The sequence below is a fragment of the Hyphomicrobium sp. 01T421 genome (assembly GCF_056398805.1).
This window is the reverse complement of sequence record NZ_JBFTQC010000001.1, coordinates 551,152-568,541: the sequence shown is the minus strand read 5'-3', so window position 1 is coordinate 568,541 and position 17,390 is coordinate 551,152. Positions and strand designations below refer to the sequence as shown.

Annotated in this window: 15 protein-coding genes; 4 read left to right on the top strand and 11 right to left on the bottom strand. The window is 60.4% G+C overall.

Features of this window, described 5'->3' with window-relative positions:
- Window position 1: 1 nt before the first annotated feature.
- The 4 genes from AC1DK3_RS02650 to ileS form a co-directional block, all read right to left on the bottom strand.
- On the bottom strand, window positions 2–1,363 hold the full coding sequence (locus AC1DK3_RS02650) for a M16 family metallopeptidase (protein ID WP_477190742.1): 1,362 nt from the start codon (window positions 1,361–1,363) through the stop codon (window positions 2–4).
- A gap of 301 nt (window positions 1,364–1,664) precedes the next feature.
- Window positions 1,665–2,087: a hypothetical protein gene (locus tag AC1DK3_RS02645; protein WP_477190741.1), complete on the bottom strand. Its 423-nt coding sequence runs from the start codon at window positions 2,085–2,087 to the stop codon at window positions 1,665–1,667.
- A 116-nt stretch (window positions 2,088–2,203) separates the two neighbouring features.
- Entirely contained in the window at window positions 2,204–2,713 is a 510-nt protein-coding gene (lspA, locus tag AC1DK3_RS02640; protein ID WP_477190740.1) for a signal peptidase II, read from the bottom strand.
- On the bottom strand, window positions 2,710–5,859 hold the full coding sequence (ileS, locus tag AC1DK3_RS02635) for an isoleucine--tRNA ligase (RefSeq protein ID WP_477190739.1): 3,150 nt from the start codon (window positions 5,857–5,859) through the stop codon (window positions 2,710–2,712). Before ileS ends, lspA begins: the two co-directional genes overlap by 4 nt.
- 89 nt (window positions 5,860–5,948) lie before the next feature.
- Between ileS and AC1DK3_RS02630 the strand changes: the two genes are divergently transcribed.
- Window positions 5,949–6,101: a hypothetical protein gene (locus AC1DK3_RS02630; RefSeq protein ID WP_477190738.1), complete on the top strand. Its 153-nt coding sequence runs from the start codon at window positions 5,949–5,951 to the stop codon at window positions 6,099–6,101.
- A gap of 5 nt (window positions 6,102–6,106) precedes the next feature.
- Here the strand turns inward: AC1DK3_RS02630 and AC1DK3_RS02625 are convergent, their stop codons facing one another.
- Together AC1DK3_RS02625 and AC1DK3_RS02620 are read right to left on the bottom strand one after the other, a co-directional pair.
- The gene (locus tag AC1DK3_RS02625) at window positions 6,107–7,033 is read right to left on the bottom strand and encodes a bifunctional riboflavin kinase/FAD synthetase (protein ID WP_477190737.1); all 927 of its coding nucleotides are present in this window, start codon (window positions 7,031–7,033) and stop codon (window positions 6,107–6,109) included.
- 49 nt (window positions 7,034–7,082) lie between these two features.
- Complete coding sequence (locus AC1DK3_RS02620; protein ID WP_092868068.1) at window positions 7,083–7,520, bottom strand: MaoC family dehydratase; 438 nt, start codon at window positions 7,518–7,520, stop codon at window positions 7,083–7,085.
- A gap of 237 nt (window positions 7,521–7,757) precedes the next feature.
- Between AC1DK3_RS02620 and AC1DK3_RS02615 the strand changes: the two genes are divergently transcribed.
- Complete coding sequence (locus AC1DK3_RS02615) at window positions 7,758–8,501, top strand: DUF1013 domain-containing protein (protein WP_477190736.1); 744 nt, start codon at window positions 7,758–7,760, stop codon at window positions 8,499–8,501.
- Here the strand turns inward: AC1DK3_RS02615 and AC1DK3_RS02610 are convergent.
- Together AC1DK3_RS02610 and AC1DK3_RS02605 are read right to left on the bottom strand one after the other, a co-directional pair.
- Entirely contained in the window at window positions 8,486–10,222 is a 1,737-nt protein-coding gene (locus AC1DK3_RS02610; RefSeq protein ID WP_477190735.1) for a SulP family inorganic anion transporter, read from the bottom strand. The two genes, AC1DK3_RS02615 and AC1DK3_RS02610, sit on opposite strands and share 16 nt — an antisense overlap.
- A 77-nt stretch (window positions 10,223–10,299) precedes the next feature.
- Entirely contained in the window at window positions 10,300–10,617 is a 318-nt protein-coding gene (locus tag AC1DK3_RS02605) for a helix-turn-helix domain-containing protein (protein ID WP_477190734.1), read from the bottom strand.
- 317 nt (window positions 10,618–10,934) lie between these two features.
- Between AC1DK3_RS02605 and AC1DK3_RS02600 the strand changes: the two genes are divergently transcribed.
- On the top strand, window positions 10,935–12,560 hold the full coding sequence (locus AC1DK3_RS02600; protein WP_477190733.1) for an acyl-CoA synthetase: 1,626 nt from the start codon (window positions 10,935–10,937) through the stop codon (window positions 12,558–12,560).
- A 12-nt stretch (window positions 12,561–12,572) separates the two neighbouring features.
- Here the strand turns inward: AC1DK3_RS02600 and AC1DK3_RS02595 are convergent, their stop codons facing one another.
- Together AC1DK3_RS02595 and AC1DK3_RS02590 are read right to left on the bottom strand one after the other, a co-directional pair.
- Window positions 12,573–14,537, bottom strand: coding sequence for an acyltransferase family protein (locus tag AC1DK3_RS02595; RefSeq protein WP_477190732.1), 1,965 nt, complete (start codon window positions 14,535–14,537; stop codon window positions 12,573–12,575).
- A gap of 200 nt (window positions 14,538–14,737) precedes the next feature.
- Window positions 14,738–15,397, bottom strand: coding sequence for a glutathione S-transferase family protein (locus tag AC1DK3_RS02590; RefSeq protein ID WP_477190731.1), 660 nt, complete (start codon window positions 15,395–15,397; stop codon window positions 14,738–14,740).
- A gap of 127 nt (window positions 15,398–15,524) precedes the next feature.
- Between AC1DK3_RS02590 and AC1DK3_RS02585 the strand changes: the two genes are divergently transcribed.
- The gene (locus AC1DK3_RS02585) at window positions 15,525–16,742 is read left to right on the top strand and encodes a polyhydroxyalkanoate depolymerase (protein WP_477190730.1); all 1,218 of its coding nucleotides are present in this window, start codon (window positions 15,525–15,527) and stop codon (window positions 16,740–16,742) included.
- A gap of 50 nt (window positions 16,743–16,792) precedes the next feature.
- On the opposite strand, the gene AC1DK3_RS02580 is transcribed toward AC1DK3_RS02585, so the two are convergent.
- Window positions 16,793–17,092, bottom strand: a complete 300-nt coding sequence (locus AC1DK3_RS02580; protein WP_477190729.1) for a hypothetical protein — start codon at window positions 17,090–17,092, stop codon at window positions 16,793–16,795.
- Window positions 17,093–17,390: the final 298 nt, after the last annotated feature.

The following is a 17,390-nucleotide window of genomic DNA, read 5'->3' as shown; positions in this document are numbered from 1 at the left end:
GTCACCTCAATTCGCCGGACGGTGATGCGGCGGGAAGATCTTCGACTTGCGCGACACCCGACTGATCGGGAACGAGATAACCCGTAACGGAATCGTTGAGATCGAGGTACTTGGCGGCGACCTTCTTGACGTCATCCGCCGTAACCTTCGAAATATTGGCTGGCCAAGCTTCGACGTCGGCGACGGTGCGGCCGACGGCGAGATTCCAACCGTAGCGGCGCGCCAGCGTCGCCTGGTTGTCGCTGTCGTAGACGTAATCGGCCAGATAGCTGTTCTTGGCGCGGGTCAATTCCTGGTCCGTCACGCCGTTCTTCACGATGTCGGCCAGAACAGCGTCTGAGGCAGCCTCGACCTTCTCGAGCGGCACGCCGTCGGCTGCGACCGCGTAGAGCGAGATCGTTCCGCCATCGAGGCCGTAGCCCGAGTAGTCGCCGCCGGCGCTCGACGCGAGCTTCTGTTCAACGACAAGCTTCTTGTAGAGGCGGCTCGTCGAGCCGGAGCCCGCGATCTTCATCAGGATATCGAGCGCTTCGGCTTCGCCGGGCTTCGCCGTGACGTAGCTCGGCGCCTGATAGTAGCGCTGGAACGAATAGTTGCCTGCGCGCGGATCTTTCAGCGTCAACCGGCGCGCCACGAGCTGCGGGGGATCGCTCGGACGGTTACGAGTTGACGGAACGCTCGGGTTCGCCGGAATCTTGCCGTACGTTTCGTCGGCGAGCTTCTTCACTTCATCGACGGTCACATCGCCCGATACGACGAGGATGGCGTTATTCGGCGCATAGTAGTGCTTGTAGAAATCGAGCGCGTTCTGGCGCGAGAGCTTTGCCATCTCGTGGTACCAGCCGATGACCGGCTTGCCGTAGGGATGGTTCAGGTAGAGCGCCGCATTCATCTGCTCATCGAGGATAGACGAAGGGTTATTCTCGATGCGCGAACGGCGTTCCTCGAGAATGACATCGCGCTCGGTCAGAACTTCCTTCTCGTCGAGACGAAGGTTGACCATGCGGTCGGCTTCCATCTCCATCATCTTGCCGAGACGGTCCTTGGCGACGCGCTGAAAGTAGGCGGTCGCGTCGTTGCCGGTGAAGGCGTTGTCCTGGCCACCGAGGCGCCCGACGATCTTGGAGAATTCGCCGACGGGAATCTTGTCGGTCGACTTGAACATCAGGTGCTCGAGGAAATGCGCGATGCCGGAGACGCCGCCCACTTCGTCGGCCGCGCCGACGCGGTACCAGACCATGTGGGTCACGACGGGTGACCGGTGGTCGGGTATGACGACGACATCCATGCCGTTCGCAAGTTTGAATTCGGCGGCGCGGGTAGCGCCGTCGGCGGCGTGAGCTTGGGGATTCACTGCGAGCATGAGCACTGCCAATGAGGTTAAGAGGCTAGACCGAAAGCACGTCGCAAGACGCATTATGGCGTTCCTTCGAACCGTAAGAGATAAAGTGCACCGCGACTTTTTTCATCCTAAACCGAACCCGAGTGCCGGGGATTACTCTGCAAAAGGCATAGGAAGCCAGCGTGCGGAATGTCCCGCTAGTGAGCGGCGGTTAGGAAATGAAGTCAAATGACAAGGCGTTCATCTGCGGCCGTTAACATGCGGCGCAATCAGCGCTTTTGTGCGACGGAAAAGATTTGGTTATGGGGCCGTTGAGCCGAATTCACTGAGTTTGGGAATCGTCGTCGCCGTCGCCGTTATTGGTCGAACCGGTCGTCCATTTTTTGACCGAATTAAAGATCGACGGCTTGCACGAGCCGAGCGGGCCCGCAGCAGAATCGGCGGAGGAATCGCCGCGGAACTGCGCTTCTTCATAGTTTTTCTTGCAGTACTCAGCTTGCTGTCTCTCGAGATCAGCCTGCGAGACCTTCAGCTTTTTGTCGGGATCTTGGATTTCGGCGAGCGTCGGTTGCTCCACCTTGCCGCTGCCTGGCGGCGGTAGGGCCTCGAGGCCGGGCGGCACCACCAGTGGCTGCCGGGTCGCCATCTTGGGGTCGCCCTTGGGGCCGCTGTCGCCATTCAAGCCCATGGCGTCGAAGACTTTGCCGTTCAGCTGAACGCCATCAAAACCGCCGCAACCCGCCAAGAACAGCGAAGCCGTGACGCAGAGACCGATTTTTCGACCTAATTTCAACGACATGCTTATTTGCCCGTGTCTTGCAACGACACGCCCCCGAGCCCGGATAAGCCGACTTTACGGCGCTAATGCGACTCGCCCCTGAAAGACTCATACAACAGGCCAATGACGCCAGCAACGATGGCCACATCGGCGATGTTGAAGACGTACCAATGGAAGCCGTAGGCGTGGAGCGAGAAGAAATCGGCGACGCCTCCAATGCGCAGCCGGTCAATCGCGTTGCCGATGGCGCCACCGATGATCAAGCCGAGGCTGATCGCCATGAGCCGGCTTCCCTGCGACCAGTTGAGCCACAACCAGAGGCCGGCGCTCGCCACTATCGCGAAGGCGACCAACAGATATTGGCCCTCGCGGCTTTCCTGATTGAACAGCGAGTAGCTGACGCCGATGTTCTTCACGAAGACCAAGTCGAGAAAGGGCGTGACCTCGACGCGGCCCTTCGCCTCGATGCCGTAGACGTCCAGCATCCAGAATTTGTGCGCCTGGTCGATGGCGATCGTCGCGAGTGCAAGGGTGAGCGCGAGCGCTGCCCATCTGCTCCAGATGAGACGCCTCGTTTCCGCCAGCTCACTCATGCCGTCACTCCGGAATCGATCTCGCGCATTGCCGCCGCATCGCGCGCCGACAGGTCGGGATAATCGGGATCGGAGCCGACGTCCTTGGTGATGCGCCACGAGCGCGCGCACTTCTTGCCTTCCGCGCGCTTGACGACGACGCCGACGCCGGGCTCGTTCGGAAGCGTGAACGCGCCTTCGGGCGCCGGCTCGGTGGAAATTGAAATGTCCGACGTGATCGAAACTTCCGCCATGTCGACACCGTCGAGGCCCGCCATCAGATCGGGATCGGTGACGTAGACTTCGGGTGCGGCTTCGAGCGACGAGCCGATTTTCTTTTCCGCGCGTGCGATTTCGAGAGCGCCCGTCACGACACTTCTGACTTCGCGCACCCGGTCCCACTTCGCCGCGAGATTATCGTCACGCCATTCGCGCGGGATCTTCGGGAAGGGCAGCAGATGCACGCTTTCCGCTTCATCCGGCCGGTAGAGCAACCAAGCTTCTTCCGCCGTGAACGACAGGATCGGCGCGAGCCAACGGATCAGCGTATCGCATAGCTTATCGATGACGGTGAGCGCCGCCTTTCGCTTCAAGCTCGACGGCGCTTCGCAATAAAGCGCGTCCTTCCGGATGTCGAAATAGAACGCCGACAGCTCGGTGTTCATGAACTGCGACAGCAGGCCGACGATCTTGCGGTAGTCGTAATGCTCGTAGGCTTTGCGGATTTCGTGATCGAGTTCGGCCAGACGATGCAGCATCAGCCGCTCGAGCTCGAACGGCTTCATGTCCTTCAGCGAAACGGCATCCTCGGGCTTGAAGTGCGCGAGCGCGCCGAGCATCCAGCGCAGCGTGTTCCTCAGCTTGCGGTAGGTTTCGGAGAACGTCTTCAGGATTTCGCCGCCGATGCGGAGATCATCGGAATAATCCGATGCCGCAACCCAGAGCCGCAGTATGTCGGCGCCCGACTTCGCCATCACGTCCTGCGGCGCGACGACGTTGCCGAGCGACTTCGACATCTTCTGTCCCTTCTCGTCGAGGACGAAGCCGTGAGTCACCACGATGTCGTAAGGCGCTTCTCCACGCGTGCCGCAGCTTTCGAGAAGCGACGAGTGGAACCAGCCGCGATGCTGATCAGAACCTTCGAGGTACATGACCCGGTCCTGGCCGCCGTCGCGTTTGCGCTTCAAGCCTTTGAAGCCGGGGAAGGCCGTCGGATCTTCCAGCGTGAACGCGTGCGTCGAGCCTGAATCGAACCAGACGTCGAGCACGTCTTTGACCTGCTCCCACTTCTTTGCGTCTTTCGCGGGAATGAAGCCCTTGAGGAAGCGTTCCTTCGCGCCTTCCTCGAACCAGACGTCGGCGCCCTTTTCGGCGAATGCTTTTTCGATGCGTGCAGAGAGTTCTTCCGATTTTTCGAAGCCCGGTCCGGGGATGACCTGATCGGTTTCGGTATTGCGGAAGACGGTGATCGGCACGCCCCACGCGCGCTGACGCGAGACGACCCAGTCGGGCCGGTTCTCGATCATGCCGTTGATGCGGTTTTCGCCTGCTTCCGGAACCCACTTGACGCGTTTGATTTCATCGAGCGCGAGGTGGCGAAGGGTTGGCGAATTATGGCCTCTTTTGATTGCGTCAGGCGACTCGCCTTCGGCGAGCCGGCCGCCTGACGCGGTAAGAGGTTTGTCCATCGCGATGAACCACTGCGGCGTGTTGCGGAAGATGACTGGTTTCTTCGAACGCCACGAGTGCGGATACTGATGCTTCAGGCGACCGCGCGCGATGATGTTGCCGGCTTCCGCCAGCGCCTTGATGACGGCGTCGTTGGCGTCGCCTTTGTCGCCGTTCTCCTTCAGCACGCGCTTGCCTTCGAAGCCGGGCGCGGCCTTCGTCATGACTCCGTCGGCGTCGACGGTGAAAGGAACGGTCGGATCGATGCCGCGATCGCGCAGCGCTTTCTGGTTCTTTGTCCAGATGATGTAGTCGTCGGCGCCGTGGCCGGGCGCGGTATGGACGAAGCCCGTACCCGTGTCGTCGGTCACGTGATCGCCGTCGAGCAATGGCACGTCAAACGAATATCCGAGATCGCGCAGCGGATGCTCACAGACGAGATGACGTAGGTCGAAAGCGCTGACGGGCCAGCGCCGCTCATAAGCCTCGACCTTCGCTGCCTTCATGACGTCGGCGGCGAGCTTGTCGGCGAGGATGTAGCGATCGCCCTTCTTCGCCCAATTGTTTTCCGGCGCTTCCGTGATCTCGTATAGGCCATACTCGATGCGCGACGAGAAGCTGATCGCGCGGTTGCCCGGGATCGTCCAGGGTGTCGTCGTCCAGATGACGACCGAGGCTCCGAGCAAATTCTCCGGCGTCACCTCGGGATGGATCTCGGGCGGCGTTTCGGCTGCCGAAAAGTCCTCGGCCGTAGGCAAGGGCTTCACGGGAAACTTCACCCAGATCATATCGGACTGATAGTCCTGGTATTCGACCTCGGCTTCGGCGAGCGCGGTCTTCTCGACGACCGACCACATGACGGGCTTCGAGCCGCGATAGAGCTGGCCCGTCGCTGCAAACTTCATCAGCTCGCGGGCGATGATGCTTTCGGCGCGGTAGTCCATCGTTGAGTACGGCCGCTCCCAGTCGCCGACGACGCCCAATCGCTTGAACTCATCGCGTTGGATGTTCAGCCAGTGGGCGGCAAACTTCCGGCATTCGTCGCGGAAGGCGTTGATCGCGACGGGATCGGAGAAGTTCGGTTTCTCCTTGCCCTTGGCGCGATACTGCTCCTCAATTTTCCATTCGATCGGCAGGCCGTGGCAATCCCAACCCGGAACGTAGTTGGAATCGTGGCCGAGCATCTGCTGCGATTTGACGACCAAGTCCTTCAGGATCTTGTTCAGCGCGTGGCCGATGTGGATGTTGCCGTTCGCGTAGGGCGGGCCGTCGTGCAGCGTGAACTTCACGCGGCCTTTGGATTGCGAGCGGAGCTTTTCATAGAGGCCGATCTCGTCCCAGCGCTTGAGGAGCTTCGGCTCCAATTCCGGCAAACCGGCGCGCATCGGGAAATCGGTCGCGGGCAGAAATAGCGTCTTGCTCCAGTCGCGGCCGCCGTCGGCTGCCGGAGCTTGGGTTGCAGCGCCTGCCTTGCCGGCGGCCTTTGCGTCTTTCGACATCGGGTAAACTTTCAATTTCAAAGAAAATCAGCGCGGGTTCTAGCAAGGTGCGGCCACCAAGTCATCCCGCGCCCGGCCATGGTGCCGGAATGCCTTTTTATTCCGTCATCCCGGCGGAGGCCGGGATCTGTCCTGGCCGGAAGATCGCGACGAACGTCTGGTTTGGACGGATCCCCGCCTACGCGGGGATGACGTGTTATGCGGGCTTCGATGCGCCCGATGGCGCACTCGCCCGAGGATGACGAGTTTAGCCTTTCGCCAGAACCGCCTGCACCTTGGCGATATCTTCGTCCATCTGCGCGACGAGTTCCTCGACGGAACGGAATTTGCGGTCGCCGCGAATGAAGTCGATGAATTCGACCTCCATTTCGCGGCCGTAGAGGTCGCCGTTGAAGTCGAACAAGTAGACTTCGAGGACGGGCATGCCGTCATCGAACGTCGGCCGCGTGCCGAGATAGGCCGCTGCGTCGTGGGGCACGCCGTCGAAATACGCCCGGACAGCGTATATGCCGTGGCCGAGCGTCGTGCCTTTCGGCATCGGCAGGTTGGCGGTCGGATAGCCCATGTCCGTTCCGCGCCTGGCGCCGCCGACCACCCGGCCCGCAACGCGCCAGGGGGAGCCGAGCACATGGGCTGCACCCTTCACATCGCCCTGGGCGAGATAGAGCCTTACGGCGGACGACGAAAACGGTTCGCCTGCTTCCGCGATCGGGGGCATGACGGTCACTCCAAAACCAAGTTCTTCTCCGGCGCGAACCATCAGTTCTGGATTGCCGCCGCGCTTATGGCCGAAATAGAAATCGTAGCCGATGACGACGTGAACGACGCCAAGCCCCGCGACGAGCACACGCTCGATGAAATGTTCGGCGGTCAACGCTGCGAGCTCGGCGTTGAAGGGCTCGACGACGGCGATGTCGACGCCAAGGGTCTCAAGCAGGACGAGCTTCCGCTTCAACGGGGTCAGACGGAAGTGCGCCTCGTTCGGCTGAAAGAACTCGCGCGGATGCGGTTCGAAGATCATCACGGATGATGGCGCGTTGGCTTTCCGCGCTTGCGCCTTCGCCTCAGTGATCAGCGCGCGATGTCCGCGATGAACGCCATCGAAATTTCCGATGGCGATGGCGGAGCCCCGAAACTCCGGCAAAACATGCTTGTGACCATGAATGACGTGCATGTCTGGCGCGGCTTCGCCGGTCTCCGAGATCTGCGAACGTGACCAAAGATTATCGCGGCCGGGGGGGAACCATCAGCACCGCTTCGCCCGTCAAAACCGGTTTGCCGGCGACAGTGCAGAGGCACTCGAACCGGGCCCGCTTCTTGTCGGGTATCAGCTCAACGAGCTTGACGAGGGTTTCGACGCGATCGTCGATCTTGACCGGGCCTTTGAAGAACAGCGACTGAGAGACGTAAATAGCGCCGGGGCCGGGAAGTTTCATTCCGAAGATGGCCGAGATGTAGCCAGCGGAAAGGATGCCGTGAGCGATACGCTCCTTGAAGATCGTCTTGGCGGCGTATTCGGCGTCGAGATGTACGGGGTTGTAGTCACCCGACAGGGCTGCATAGGCGACGATATCCGCCTCGCCCACGATTCTCGACATCGAGGCTTCCTGCCCGACCTCTAGATCCTCGAAATATTTTGTCCGGCCGGCGGTTGCGAGCATTAAGCGTCCCTGCACGTTATGGCCCGATCCACGAGCGGGCTTTTTTCGGGGACATTAACCCGTCACAAACACTGGCCGCAACCGCGGCGCTGCCGATCTGGCTGCGGCCTTGTTGCAGTTGCCGTGGCTTTGAGCCTTGCGTGACGCCCTGCCGAAGCGTTATACAGGGGTATTCCCTTTATTTACCGTTTTACTGGCTTTCGCCGACCTCCGGCGAAAGACCGAAAGAGGACACCCATGAGCGACCGTCGCCCCCTTATGCCGAAAGCCACCGCCGTTTGGCTGGTGGAAAACACGGCGCTCGCATTCGACCAGATTGCTGAGTTCTGCGGTCTCCATCCGCTCGAGGTCAAGGGTATTGCCGACGGCGAGGTTGCTCAGGGCATCAAAGGCATGGACCCCGTCACAAACGGTCAGCTGACGCGCGAAGAGATTGCGCGGGCCGAGAAGGACGGGAAATACAAACTGCACCTCGCGGAAAGCAAGGTGCAGCTGCCGCCGCTTCCGCAGACGCGCAAGGGTCCGCGCTACACGCCCGTCTCTCGCCGTCACGACCGGCCGAACGCGGTGTTGTGGATTCTTCGCAACCATCCGGAACTCAAGGACAGCCAAATCATGCGCCTCGTCGGCACGACCAAGCCGACGATTGCTCAAATCCGTGACCGGACGCATTGGAACTCTGCCCAGCTGACGCCGCAGGACCCGGTGACGCTCGGCCTCTGCTCGCAGGTCGACCTCGATGCCGAGGTGAAAAAGGCTGCGCGCCGCACGGGCGGCGACCGCAAGGACGCGGGTGATGAGGAGAAGGCTGGGACGCTGCTCCCGACGTCGGAGACCACCGCTCCGCCCGCGCGAGCCGAGATCCTGGCGCCGAAGGGCCCGGAAGAGGCTGCCGAGGAAACACCCGAGCAAGAGCAGGCGCGTGTTCTCGCGAAGCTCAAGGGCATGACGCCCAAGGAAGAGCCTCAGGAGGACGAGTAATTCGCGATATTGCGACGGTCCGGTCTTTCTCCGCGACTCATCGCGACGGCGTCCTCGATTTGAGCCGCGTATTGCACGAGCGGCTTTCTCAAACCTGCGGCAAGGAGCGTACGGCGAACGCTCCTGGTCGCGGAGGTAAAGTATAGTTTTGTGCCGCCCCGATTGAGCTTGTTAGCGAAAGCCTCGAGGGTGCGGGCGGCGGTGCTGTCAACGATGGGCACGTCCGCAAAGTCGAGAATGAACGCCTTCGGATGCGCGCCGATCCGGTCGAGCACGGCACTAACAGATGCTGTCGCGCCGAAGAAGAATGCGCCTGAAATCCTGTAGACCATGACGTCACTGTCGGCGCCCGCGGGCTGACTTGGAGGCTGTTCCGATTCCGGCGTGTCCGCCACGTCGCCGGCGACGAACGTGCGACCGGTCTCGACTTCAACCGCTTCTGCCATCCGATGCAGAAAGAGGAATGCCCCGAGCGTAACTCCGACTGAGATGGCCATTGTCAGGTCGACGAAGATCGTCAGCAGGAACGTTGCCAGCAGAACGGCCGCATCTCCCCAGGACGATCTCAGAAGCGTCGCGAATTCTTCCTTCTCGGCCATGTTCCAGGCGACCACGGCGAGAACACCGCCGAGGCTCGCAAGCGGGATGTATGCGGCGAGTGGCGCCGCGACCAGCATGAAGAGCACGATGAATAGCGCATGTAGGATACCTGAGATGGGTCCATGCGCGCCGGAACGAACGTTGGTCGCCGTGCGGGCGATCGTCCCTGTCACACACATGCCGCCGAATGTGACCGCGGCGACGTTGGCGACACCTTGGGCCACCAGTTCACAATTCGAACGATGCTTGCGTCCGGACATACCGTCGGCGACGACGGCAGAAAGCAGGCTCTCGATGGATCCAAGCAAAGCGATCGATATCGCGTCGGGCAAAGCGGCCTGCAACTTGGCTAGATCGACGGCCGGCACATGCGGCGCAGGCAGCATCCGCGGCACCTCGCCGAACCGCGAGCCAATCGTCGCCACGTCGAGACCCAAAGCCCAGGCGACGGTCGCCGTGACGCCAACTGCGATCAGCATTCCTGGCCATTTGGGCCTGATGCGGCGGAGCCCGACAATAATCGCTATCGAGAGCAGAGAGATCGTGATCGTTGCTGGCTTGAACGTTCCGAGGTTCGAGGCGATCGTGGCAAGCTTCGGGAAAAGCGCAGCCGGCTCATGCGCCATGTCGAGGCCGAGCAGGTCTTTGATCTGGCTCGCAAAGATAATGACGGCGATGCCGGCGGTGAACCCGACCGTCACCGGGAACGGGATGTATTTGATGTAGGTCCCGAGGCGCAGAGCCCCTGCGACGATCATGATCAAGCCGGCCATCGCCGTCGCGAGAACCAAGCCGTCGTAGCCTCGTTGCTCGACGATCGTCGCGATCAGAACGATAAAGGCTCCCGCCGGGCCGCCGATCTGGTATCGGCTGCCTCCGAGTGCCGAGATCAGGAAGCCGCCAACGATCGCGGTAAAGAGACCCTTCTCGGGCGACAGACCGGAGCCGATGGCAATTGCCATCGACAGCGGAAGCGCCACGATCGCGACCGTCAAGCCGGAGATCGTGTCGGCGCGCAAATCGCTTAAGCGATAGCCCTCTCGCAGAACCGTAACGAGCTTTGGCGTAAACAGCTCCGCAAGACTCGGACGAGGCCGAGCCGCTTCGCGTCTTGCCGACATATCAATTCTCCGTCCCCATTGGAGCGGCGAGATCGTCGGCCAAATCGTCGGCGGTCATCGTCGCAGTGGTGAAAGTGTTACGAGCGCGCGAACAGGCCCTTCTTCCTGCGCCCTTGCGCCACGGCCGGTGCTGAAGTCCTGACCGGAAGGCGTTCCTTGAAACGCACGCCGCGTCCATGGCCCACGCTCGGCATATTCTCGCCGATGAGCTCAATGCCGGCCGCGTCGAAGGCGGCAACGACCTTCGTCAGTGTATCGACGACGCCGCGAACGTTGCCTTCGCTTGCCTCCATGCGCTGGATCGTCGGCAACGAAACACCGGCGCGATCCGCCAGCGTTTGCTGGTCGATACCAATTAGCGCACGCGCAGCGCGCATTTGCGCGGCAGTAATCAAGCGCTGTCCTTCCCGCGATAAGTTATGCGGAAAAGCTAAACTGTGATGTCTTATACATCAATATCAATTTTTGACACATGACATGGATCGAGAGTGCCCGGCTTCCCGCCCTATCTCTCGCTAAGGGGCACAAGTCCTGATGTGTTGAGCATCGGCGTCAGCCAAGATGACTCGCTTGAAACTTGACAGCTGAAGGCGTTCCCGGTCTCAAATCCGGCATTGTCGGCCGTTTCCGGTTTCGCTAGCGTCGCCGCAATCAAAAAAATGCTTTCGCCCGTCGAGAGCTTAGAACTAGGTAGGAACCCGGGGCACTGATCGTGACGAACCCATTTGAGCAGCATCTCGATAAGAACGCAGCGAACTTTCAACCGCTGACACCCCTGTCATTCCTTTCCCGTTCGGCGCTTGCCGCTCCGAACCACACGGCCATCATTCACGGCGACGCGCGTCTGACGTACGCCGAATTCTACTCCCGCTGCCGTCAGCTCGCTTCGGCTCTGGCCCAACGCTCCATCGGAACCGGCGATACCGTATCCGTGATGTTGGCGAATACGCCGCCGATGCTCGAAGCCCATTACGGTGTCCCGATGACGGGCGCCATTCTCCACACGATCAACACGCGGCTCGACCCGGCGATCATCGCGTTTCAGCTCGATCACGCCGAAACGAAGGTGCTGATCACAGACCGCGAGTTCTCGTCTGTCGTGAAGGCCGCTCTCGAACTCGCAACCGTGAAGCCGATCGTCATCGATTACAACGATCCGGAATTTCCGCAGACGGGCGAAGCGCTCTCGACAGAGGATTACGAAGCGTTCGTCTCCAAGGGCGATCCGAATTTCGAATGGCGTTGGCCGGCAGACGAGTGGGAAGCGATCTCGCTCAATTACACGTCCGGCACGACGGGCAACCCGAAGGGCGTTGTCTATCATCACCGCGGCGCGGCGCTGATGTGCTACGCGAACGTCATTTCGACCGGCATGACACGTTTTCCCGTGTACCTCTGGACACTGCCGATGTTCCATTGCAACGGCTGGTGTTTCCCATGGGCCGTGACGATGCTTCAAGGCACGCACGTTTGCCTCCGATGGGTGCGCGCCAAGGCGATGTACGATTCCATCGTTACGCATAACGTTTCGCACCTGTCCGGCGCGCCGATCGTCATGTCGACGCTTCTCAATGCGACGGACGACGAGAGGCAGAAGATCGGGCATGTCGTTGCATTCAACCATGCTGCTGCGCCGCCGCCCGCGTCGGTCATGGCCGCGATGGCGGATGCCGGTTTCGAGCTGACGCATCTTTACGGGCTGACCGAGACATACGGCCCGGCGACGATCAACGAGTGGGACGAGTCGTGGAACGACCTGCCGCCGCTCGAACGTGGCGCCAAGCGTATCCGCCAGGGCATTCGCTACGTCGCGCTCGAAGACCTCACCGTGCTCGACGCCGAGACGATGAAGAAAGTTCCGGCGGACGGCGAGACGCTGGGCGAGGTCATGTTCCGTGGCAACATCGTGATGAAAGGCTACCTCAAGAATCCGAAAGCGACGGACGAAGCGTTCGCTGGTGGATGGTTCCATTCCGGCGACATCGGCGTCTTGCATCCCGACGGCTACATTCAGCTGAAGGACCGCTCGAAAGACATCATCATCTCGGGTGGCGAGAACATCTCTTCGATCGAAGTCGAGGAGGTGCTCTACAAGCATCCCGCCGTTGCATTCTGCGCGGTCGTTGCCAAGCCTGACGACAAGTGGGGCGAGACGCCGTGCGCCTTCGTCGAACTTCGGCCGGGAGCAACGGCGACGGCCGACGAGATCATCGAATGGTGCAGATCAGGTCTCGCGCGCTACAAGGTTCCCCGTCATATCGTCTTCTCTGAAGTTCCGAAAACGTCGACCGGCAAGATCCAGAAATTCAAACTGCGCGAGTTGGCGAAAGAGGCGTGAGGCTTTGCGGCCTCACCGCTGCGATTGAGCGCCAGCCAATCGATTGTCCGGCCAGAGCAGCGGCACCAGCAATTTCTTCGCGATGATAACGGCGCCGAGCATGGACACATGGTTGTCGTCGTAATAGAGCACGCCTTCCTCGAGATAAGCGTTGCAGCGATCGTCTTTGCAGAACAAAGGCGCAACCGGCACGTAGGTTGCGTCCACCTCGGAGGCGATGCTTTTTAATTTCGCATCCACATCGCCGAACTTTCTATCCGGCGAAAATTTGAAGTCTGCCGGGTCGTTGCCTAGGCTGGTCCAGCGAGCGACCGTTGCCGGCGCCGGCATGTGGTTCGGAAGTCGCGGCATTGGACCCAACACAATCAGCCGGTGTCCAACACCGCTCAACGTGACGAGTGTGGTCCGAATTCCCCGCCAGTATCGTTCGGGCTCGTAATCCGACCACGCAAGGGAATTCGCCGCGATGATGATTGTCGCCGGGGCGATCGAGACGAGCTTCGCAAGCATGGCCTCGTTGTGCGGCACACACCACTTCCCAGTATCCAGCGGGCTGGTAACCAGTGGGAACCCGACGGCTGGTGGGCAAGCCGTCGCTGTGATCTGACGTACGCTTTCCTCTCTTGATTTTGCGAGCGCGCCTAGCGCCGCGCTCATTTCGATTCCATGACTATCGCCGTAGACGATAACTTTCGGCGGCAACGTCCCACCTAAAACGCAAGTAGCGTCATACGCGTGTTCCGTCGGACCGATAAAATGGCATTTCGTGCGAAACGGACTGGCGTCGCGTTTGGCGTCGGCGAGGTCGAGAACCCTCTGCTCAAACCGGCCGGGAACACCTTGCAACGAAATGATAACAAGCGAGACGACAGCTAAGCTTCCGAGACTGAGGAAGCCGCTCCAAAGGATGGCTGTTCGCGTAAAGCCGCTCGCGCCTCGCCGCCTGAATGGCTGTTCGATGAAACGCCATGTGAGCGCTGCCAGCGCGATCGAAGTTCCTGCGACGGCAAACTTCTGAAATTCGGTCAGCGTCTCGACGTTCAACAGGTTCGCGAACACGATCAGCGGCCAATGCCATAGGTAGAGGCTGTAGGAAATCAGCCCGAGAAAGACGAGCGGGCGAACCGTGAGAATACGCGCGGAAGTATTCTCCTTGCCGCCTTGGCCTCCCCAAATAATGAGCGCGGCTCCGGCGCACGGAAGGAGCGCGGCAGCTCCGGGAAATGGCGTGGCTGCGGTGTATCCGAATACTGAAACCGCGATGGCGAGCAGACCCAGCACGTTTCCCGCTTCGCGCTGCCAGCGGCATGCTGGTCCGGGAATGAAACCTAACGCGATAATGCTTCCGCAAAGCAGTTCCCAGGCGCGCGTCGGCAGAAGAAAAAATGTGCCTCGGGGATGCATCTCGACCCGCCCCACACTCGCCATCAACGAGACGGCAAACAAGAGCCATATAGTTATGCCGAGCCAGCCTCTCAGGTATTTGTGGACGAGCAGTAGGAGAAGCGGGAACGCGATATAAAACTGCTCTTCGACGCTGAGACTCCAGGTGTGGAACAGCGGCTGCACGTGGGCGCTCGGATCGAAATAGCCCGAATGTAAAAGGCACCAGAAATTGCTGATGGATAGCGCCGTCGCGACCAGGCTCGACGCGAACTGTTTCAATTCATCGGGCAGGAGAAACGCGAGCGCCAAAACGGTCGTCGCGGCGCAAACGAAAACGAGTGCCGGGACGATCCTGCGAATGCGGCGGTCGTAGAAGCCCGCGATGCTGAACGTGCCCGCTTCCAATTCGGAAGCAATGATGGACGTGATCAGAAATCCGGACAGCACAAAGAAAACATCGACGCCGACGAAGCCGCCCGGTGCGAACGGAAAATCGAGGTGGTAGGCCACGACGGCGGCGACGGCAATGCCCCTGAGGCCGTCCAAATCGCGGCGATAGGCAAGGCCCTTATGCGGCGCGAGATCAGACAAGCGCGTTCACGACGCGTGCCAGAAGAGACGACATTTCGAATTTCCCCGTCTACTCAACGTCTGCGCATCCGGCCGGTGTGACCGCCTCGCGCGCAGCGAAGACTACGCGTAACTATGCCCCTCTCTCGAGCCTTTTCAACCCAAGCGCGAACAGCAATTGTTAATAAGGGGGAATGTCGTCGTCAATTGGATCGGCGTTTTCAGAATTCGACTTCGAGTTCGACGATCTCGTCCGGCTCGATGAGGGCGCCTTGCGTCCACTCCTGCATCAGCGTCCAATGGAAGATGGTTTCGCAATACGCCGACAGTGCCGGATCAAGGGGCACAGCGTACGTGCGAAAGCGGGTGCAGACCGGGGCGTACATCGCGTCGGCGACCGTCGGCTTCGGTCCGAAGAGATATGGACCGCCGTACTTCTCAAGGCACTCCGTCCATATGGTTTTGATGCGCTCGACATCCGGACGCGCGCCCGAAAAAATCTTGAAGGAGGCGTGGCGCGCCTTGAGGTTCATCGGCAGGGCGGAACGGAGGTTGTAGAAGCCGGAGTGCATTTCGCCCGACACGGCGCGGCAATGGGCGCGGGCGGCCTGATCGGCGGGAAGCAGCCCCGCTTTCGGTGAGATTTCCGCCACGTATTCGGCGATGGCGAGCGTGTCCCATACGGTCACGTTGCCGTTCGTGAGCCGTGGCACGCTGCGAACCGACGGCGAGAGCAGCAACAGCTCCTGCCGGGCTTCGACATCGTCCGTCGCAACCGACTCCTCATCGAAGTCGAGCCCGGCCATGCGGCAAAGCAACCAGCCCCGCAGTGACCAGGACGAATAATTCTTCGACGAGATCGTCAACGTGGCGTTCGACATCGACGAAGGCACTCCTTTTTCCGCGCTCACCCTGCGGCCACAATCCTCTCGCAGTGCAGCGGAATATGCACTAAGTTTTTCAGTCGCATCGGTTTTTCAGGCCGGCGCGAGGGGGAAATTGCACGCGATGCTTTACCAAGCCTACCAGTTTCAGGATGACCTTTGGGCGCCTTTCCGGGAGGCAGCCCGGCATTCGAAGGCTGCGATGGGGCATCGGTTTTCGCCCAACTTCGATATCTTAAAGGGGCATTTCGCGGCTGGATTCGAGATGGTTTCGCGGTTCCAGCTGACCCATTCGCGTCCCGAGTTCGGCATCTCAACCGTGCGGGTGGGCAACCGCGACGTTCCGGTCGTCGAGGAGGTCGCGCTCAGCCTGCCGTTCGGTAACCTTTTGCATTTCCGGAAAGACGTCGACACCGCGCAGCCCAAAGTCCTCGTCGTCGCACCGCTCTCGGGGCATTTCGCGACGCTGCTCGCCAAGACTTGCGCGACGCTGCTCAGCGATCACGATGTTTACATTACCGACTGGGCCAACGCCCGTGACGTCCCTCTCGAAGCCGGCCGGTTCGGCGTCGACGAGTATGTCGACTACATCATCCGCTTCGTCGAAGAGATCGGTCCGGGTGCGCATCTCCTCGCCGTTTGTCAGCCGTGCGTGCAGGCGCTCGTCGCCGTCTCGATCATGTCGGAAGACAAGCATCCGGGGACGCCGCGCTCGATGACGCTGATGGCCGGCCCCATCGACACGCGCGAAAGCCCGACCGCCGTCAACAAGCTGGCGATGGAGAAATCGATCTCCTGGTTCAAGGCGCACGTCACGGCGCGCGTTCCGAGCCGCTACAAGGGCGCCGGGCGGCGGGTCTATCCGGGGTTCGTTCAGCTGTTCAGCTTTCTGGCGATGAACATCGATCGTCACCGCGCGCAGCATCAAAAGCTTTACGATCATCTGGCCAACGGCGAGTTTGCCGAAGCCGAGAAGATCAAGACTTTCTATGACGAATATTTCGCCGTGCTGGATCTCACCGAGGAATTCTACCTCGAGACGATCGACCGGATTTTTCAGCGGGCGGATCTGGCGACGGGGAATTTCACCTACCACGGCCGGAAGGTCGATCCCGCCAAGATCCATAAGACAGCGTTGCTGACGGTCGAAGGCGGGCGGGACGATATTTGCGCGCTCGGGCAAACGGCTGCGGCGCACGACCTCTGTCAATCGCTGCGGCCGCATATGAAGCGCCACCACTTGCAGGCCAACGTCGGGCACTACGGCACGTTCAACGGCCGGCGGTGGGAGACTGAAATCTATCCCGCGATGCGAAACTTCGTTTTATCCCACACGGAATAGCGCTCGGCGCCGACGGGGCCGCGCAGTTCGCGAGGGTGGCTCCCGCCCTTCTATTTCACCCAGACCTTGTGCTGGCAATCGAGCCACTGGGCGATGACCGAGCGGTCATGAAATTGTATCGCTCCGCAGTTCTGGCAGACGATCATCAACACATTGACCGGCGCCATGCTCGAAGACGACTTGCGCTCGCAGGTCAGCATATGGATGTCGACGTCGCAATTTGAGCGGAAGCGCCCACAGACAGGGCACGACGTGATGTGTTTTCCGAAAAGAAAACGGTCAACCTCCGCTTTTGTCAGATCGCGGGTCGGCGTTTCCGTTTCACGAGTGGCGGTTGCAGTGTCTGTCATTGCAGTCACCCTGTTGAAAAACCTCGAACACAAGAATCGTATGATGAGTGGCCGTTTCATACAAGAAGAGTTCGAAGCAACGTCGCAATAATTGATGACCGTTTTTCAAGCATATTTCTTGTGCGGCGCAGTATTCGCGTTGCAATAATTTTGTTCCACGGAATGATTTGCCGGCTGACGACATTTCTTGCCGGCTACATCTCACCGCATCGCGACCGAATGAGCCGGAACGGCACACCTCTCAACACGTTGATCACCCAATCGCGGGGCAGTCGCGACCTGTCATCAACGTAGGAGA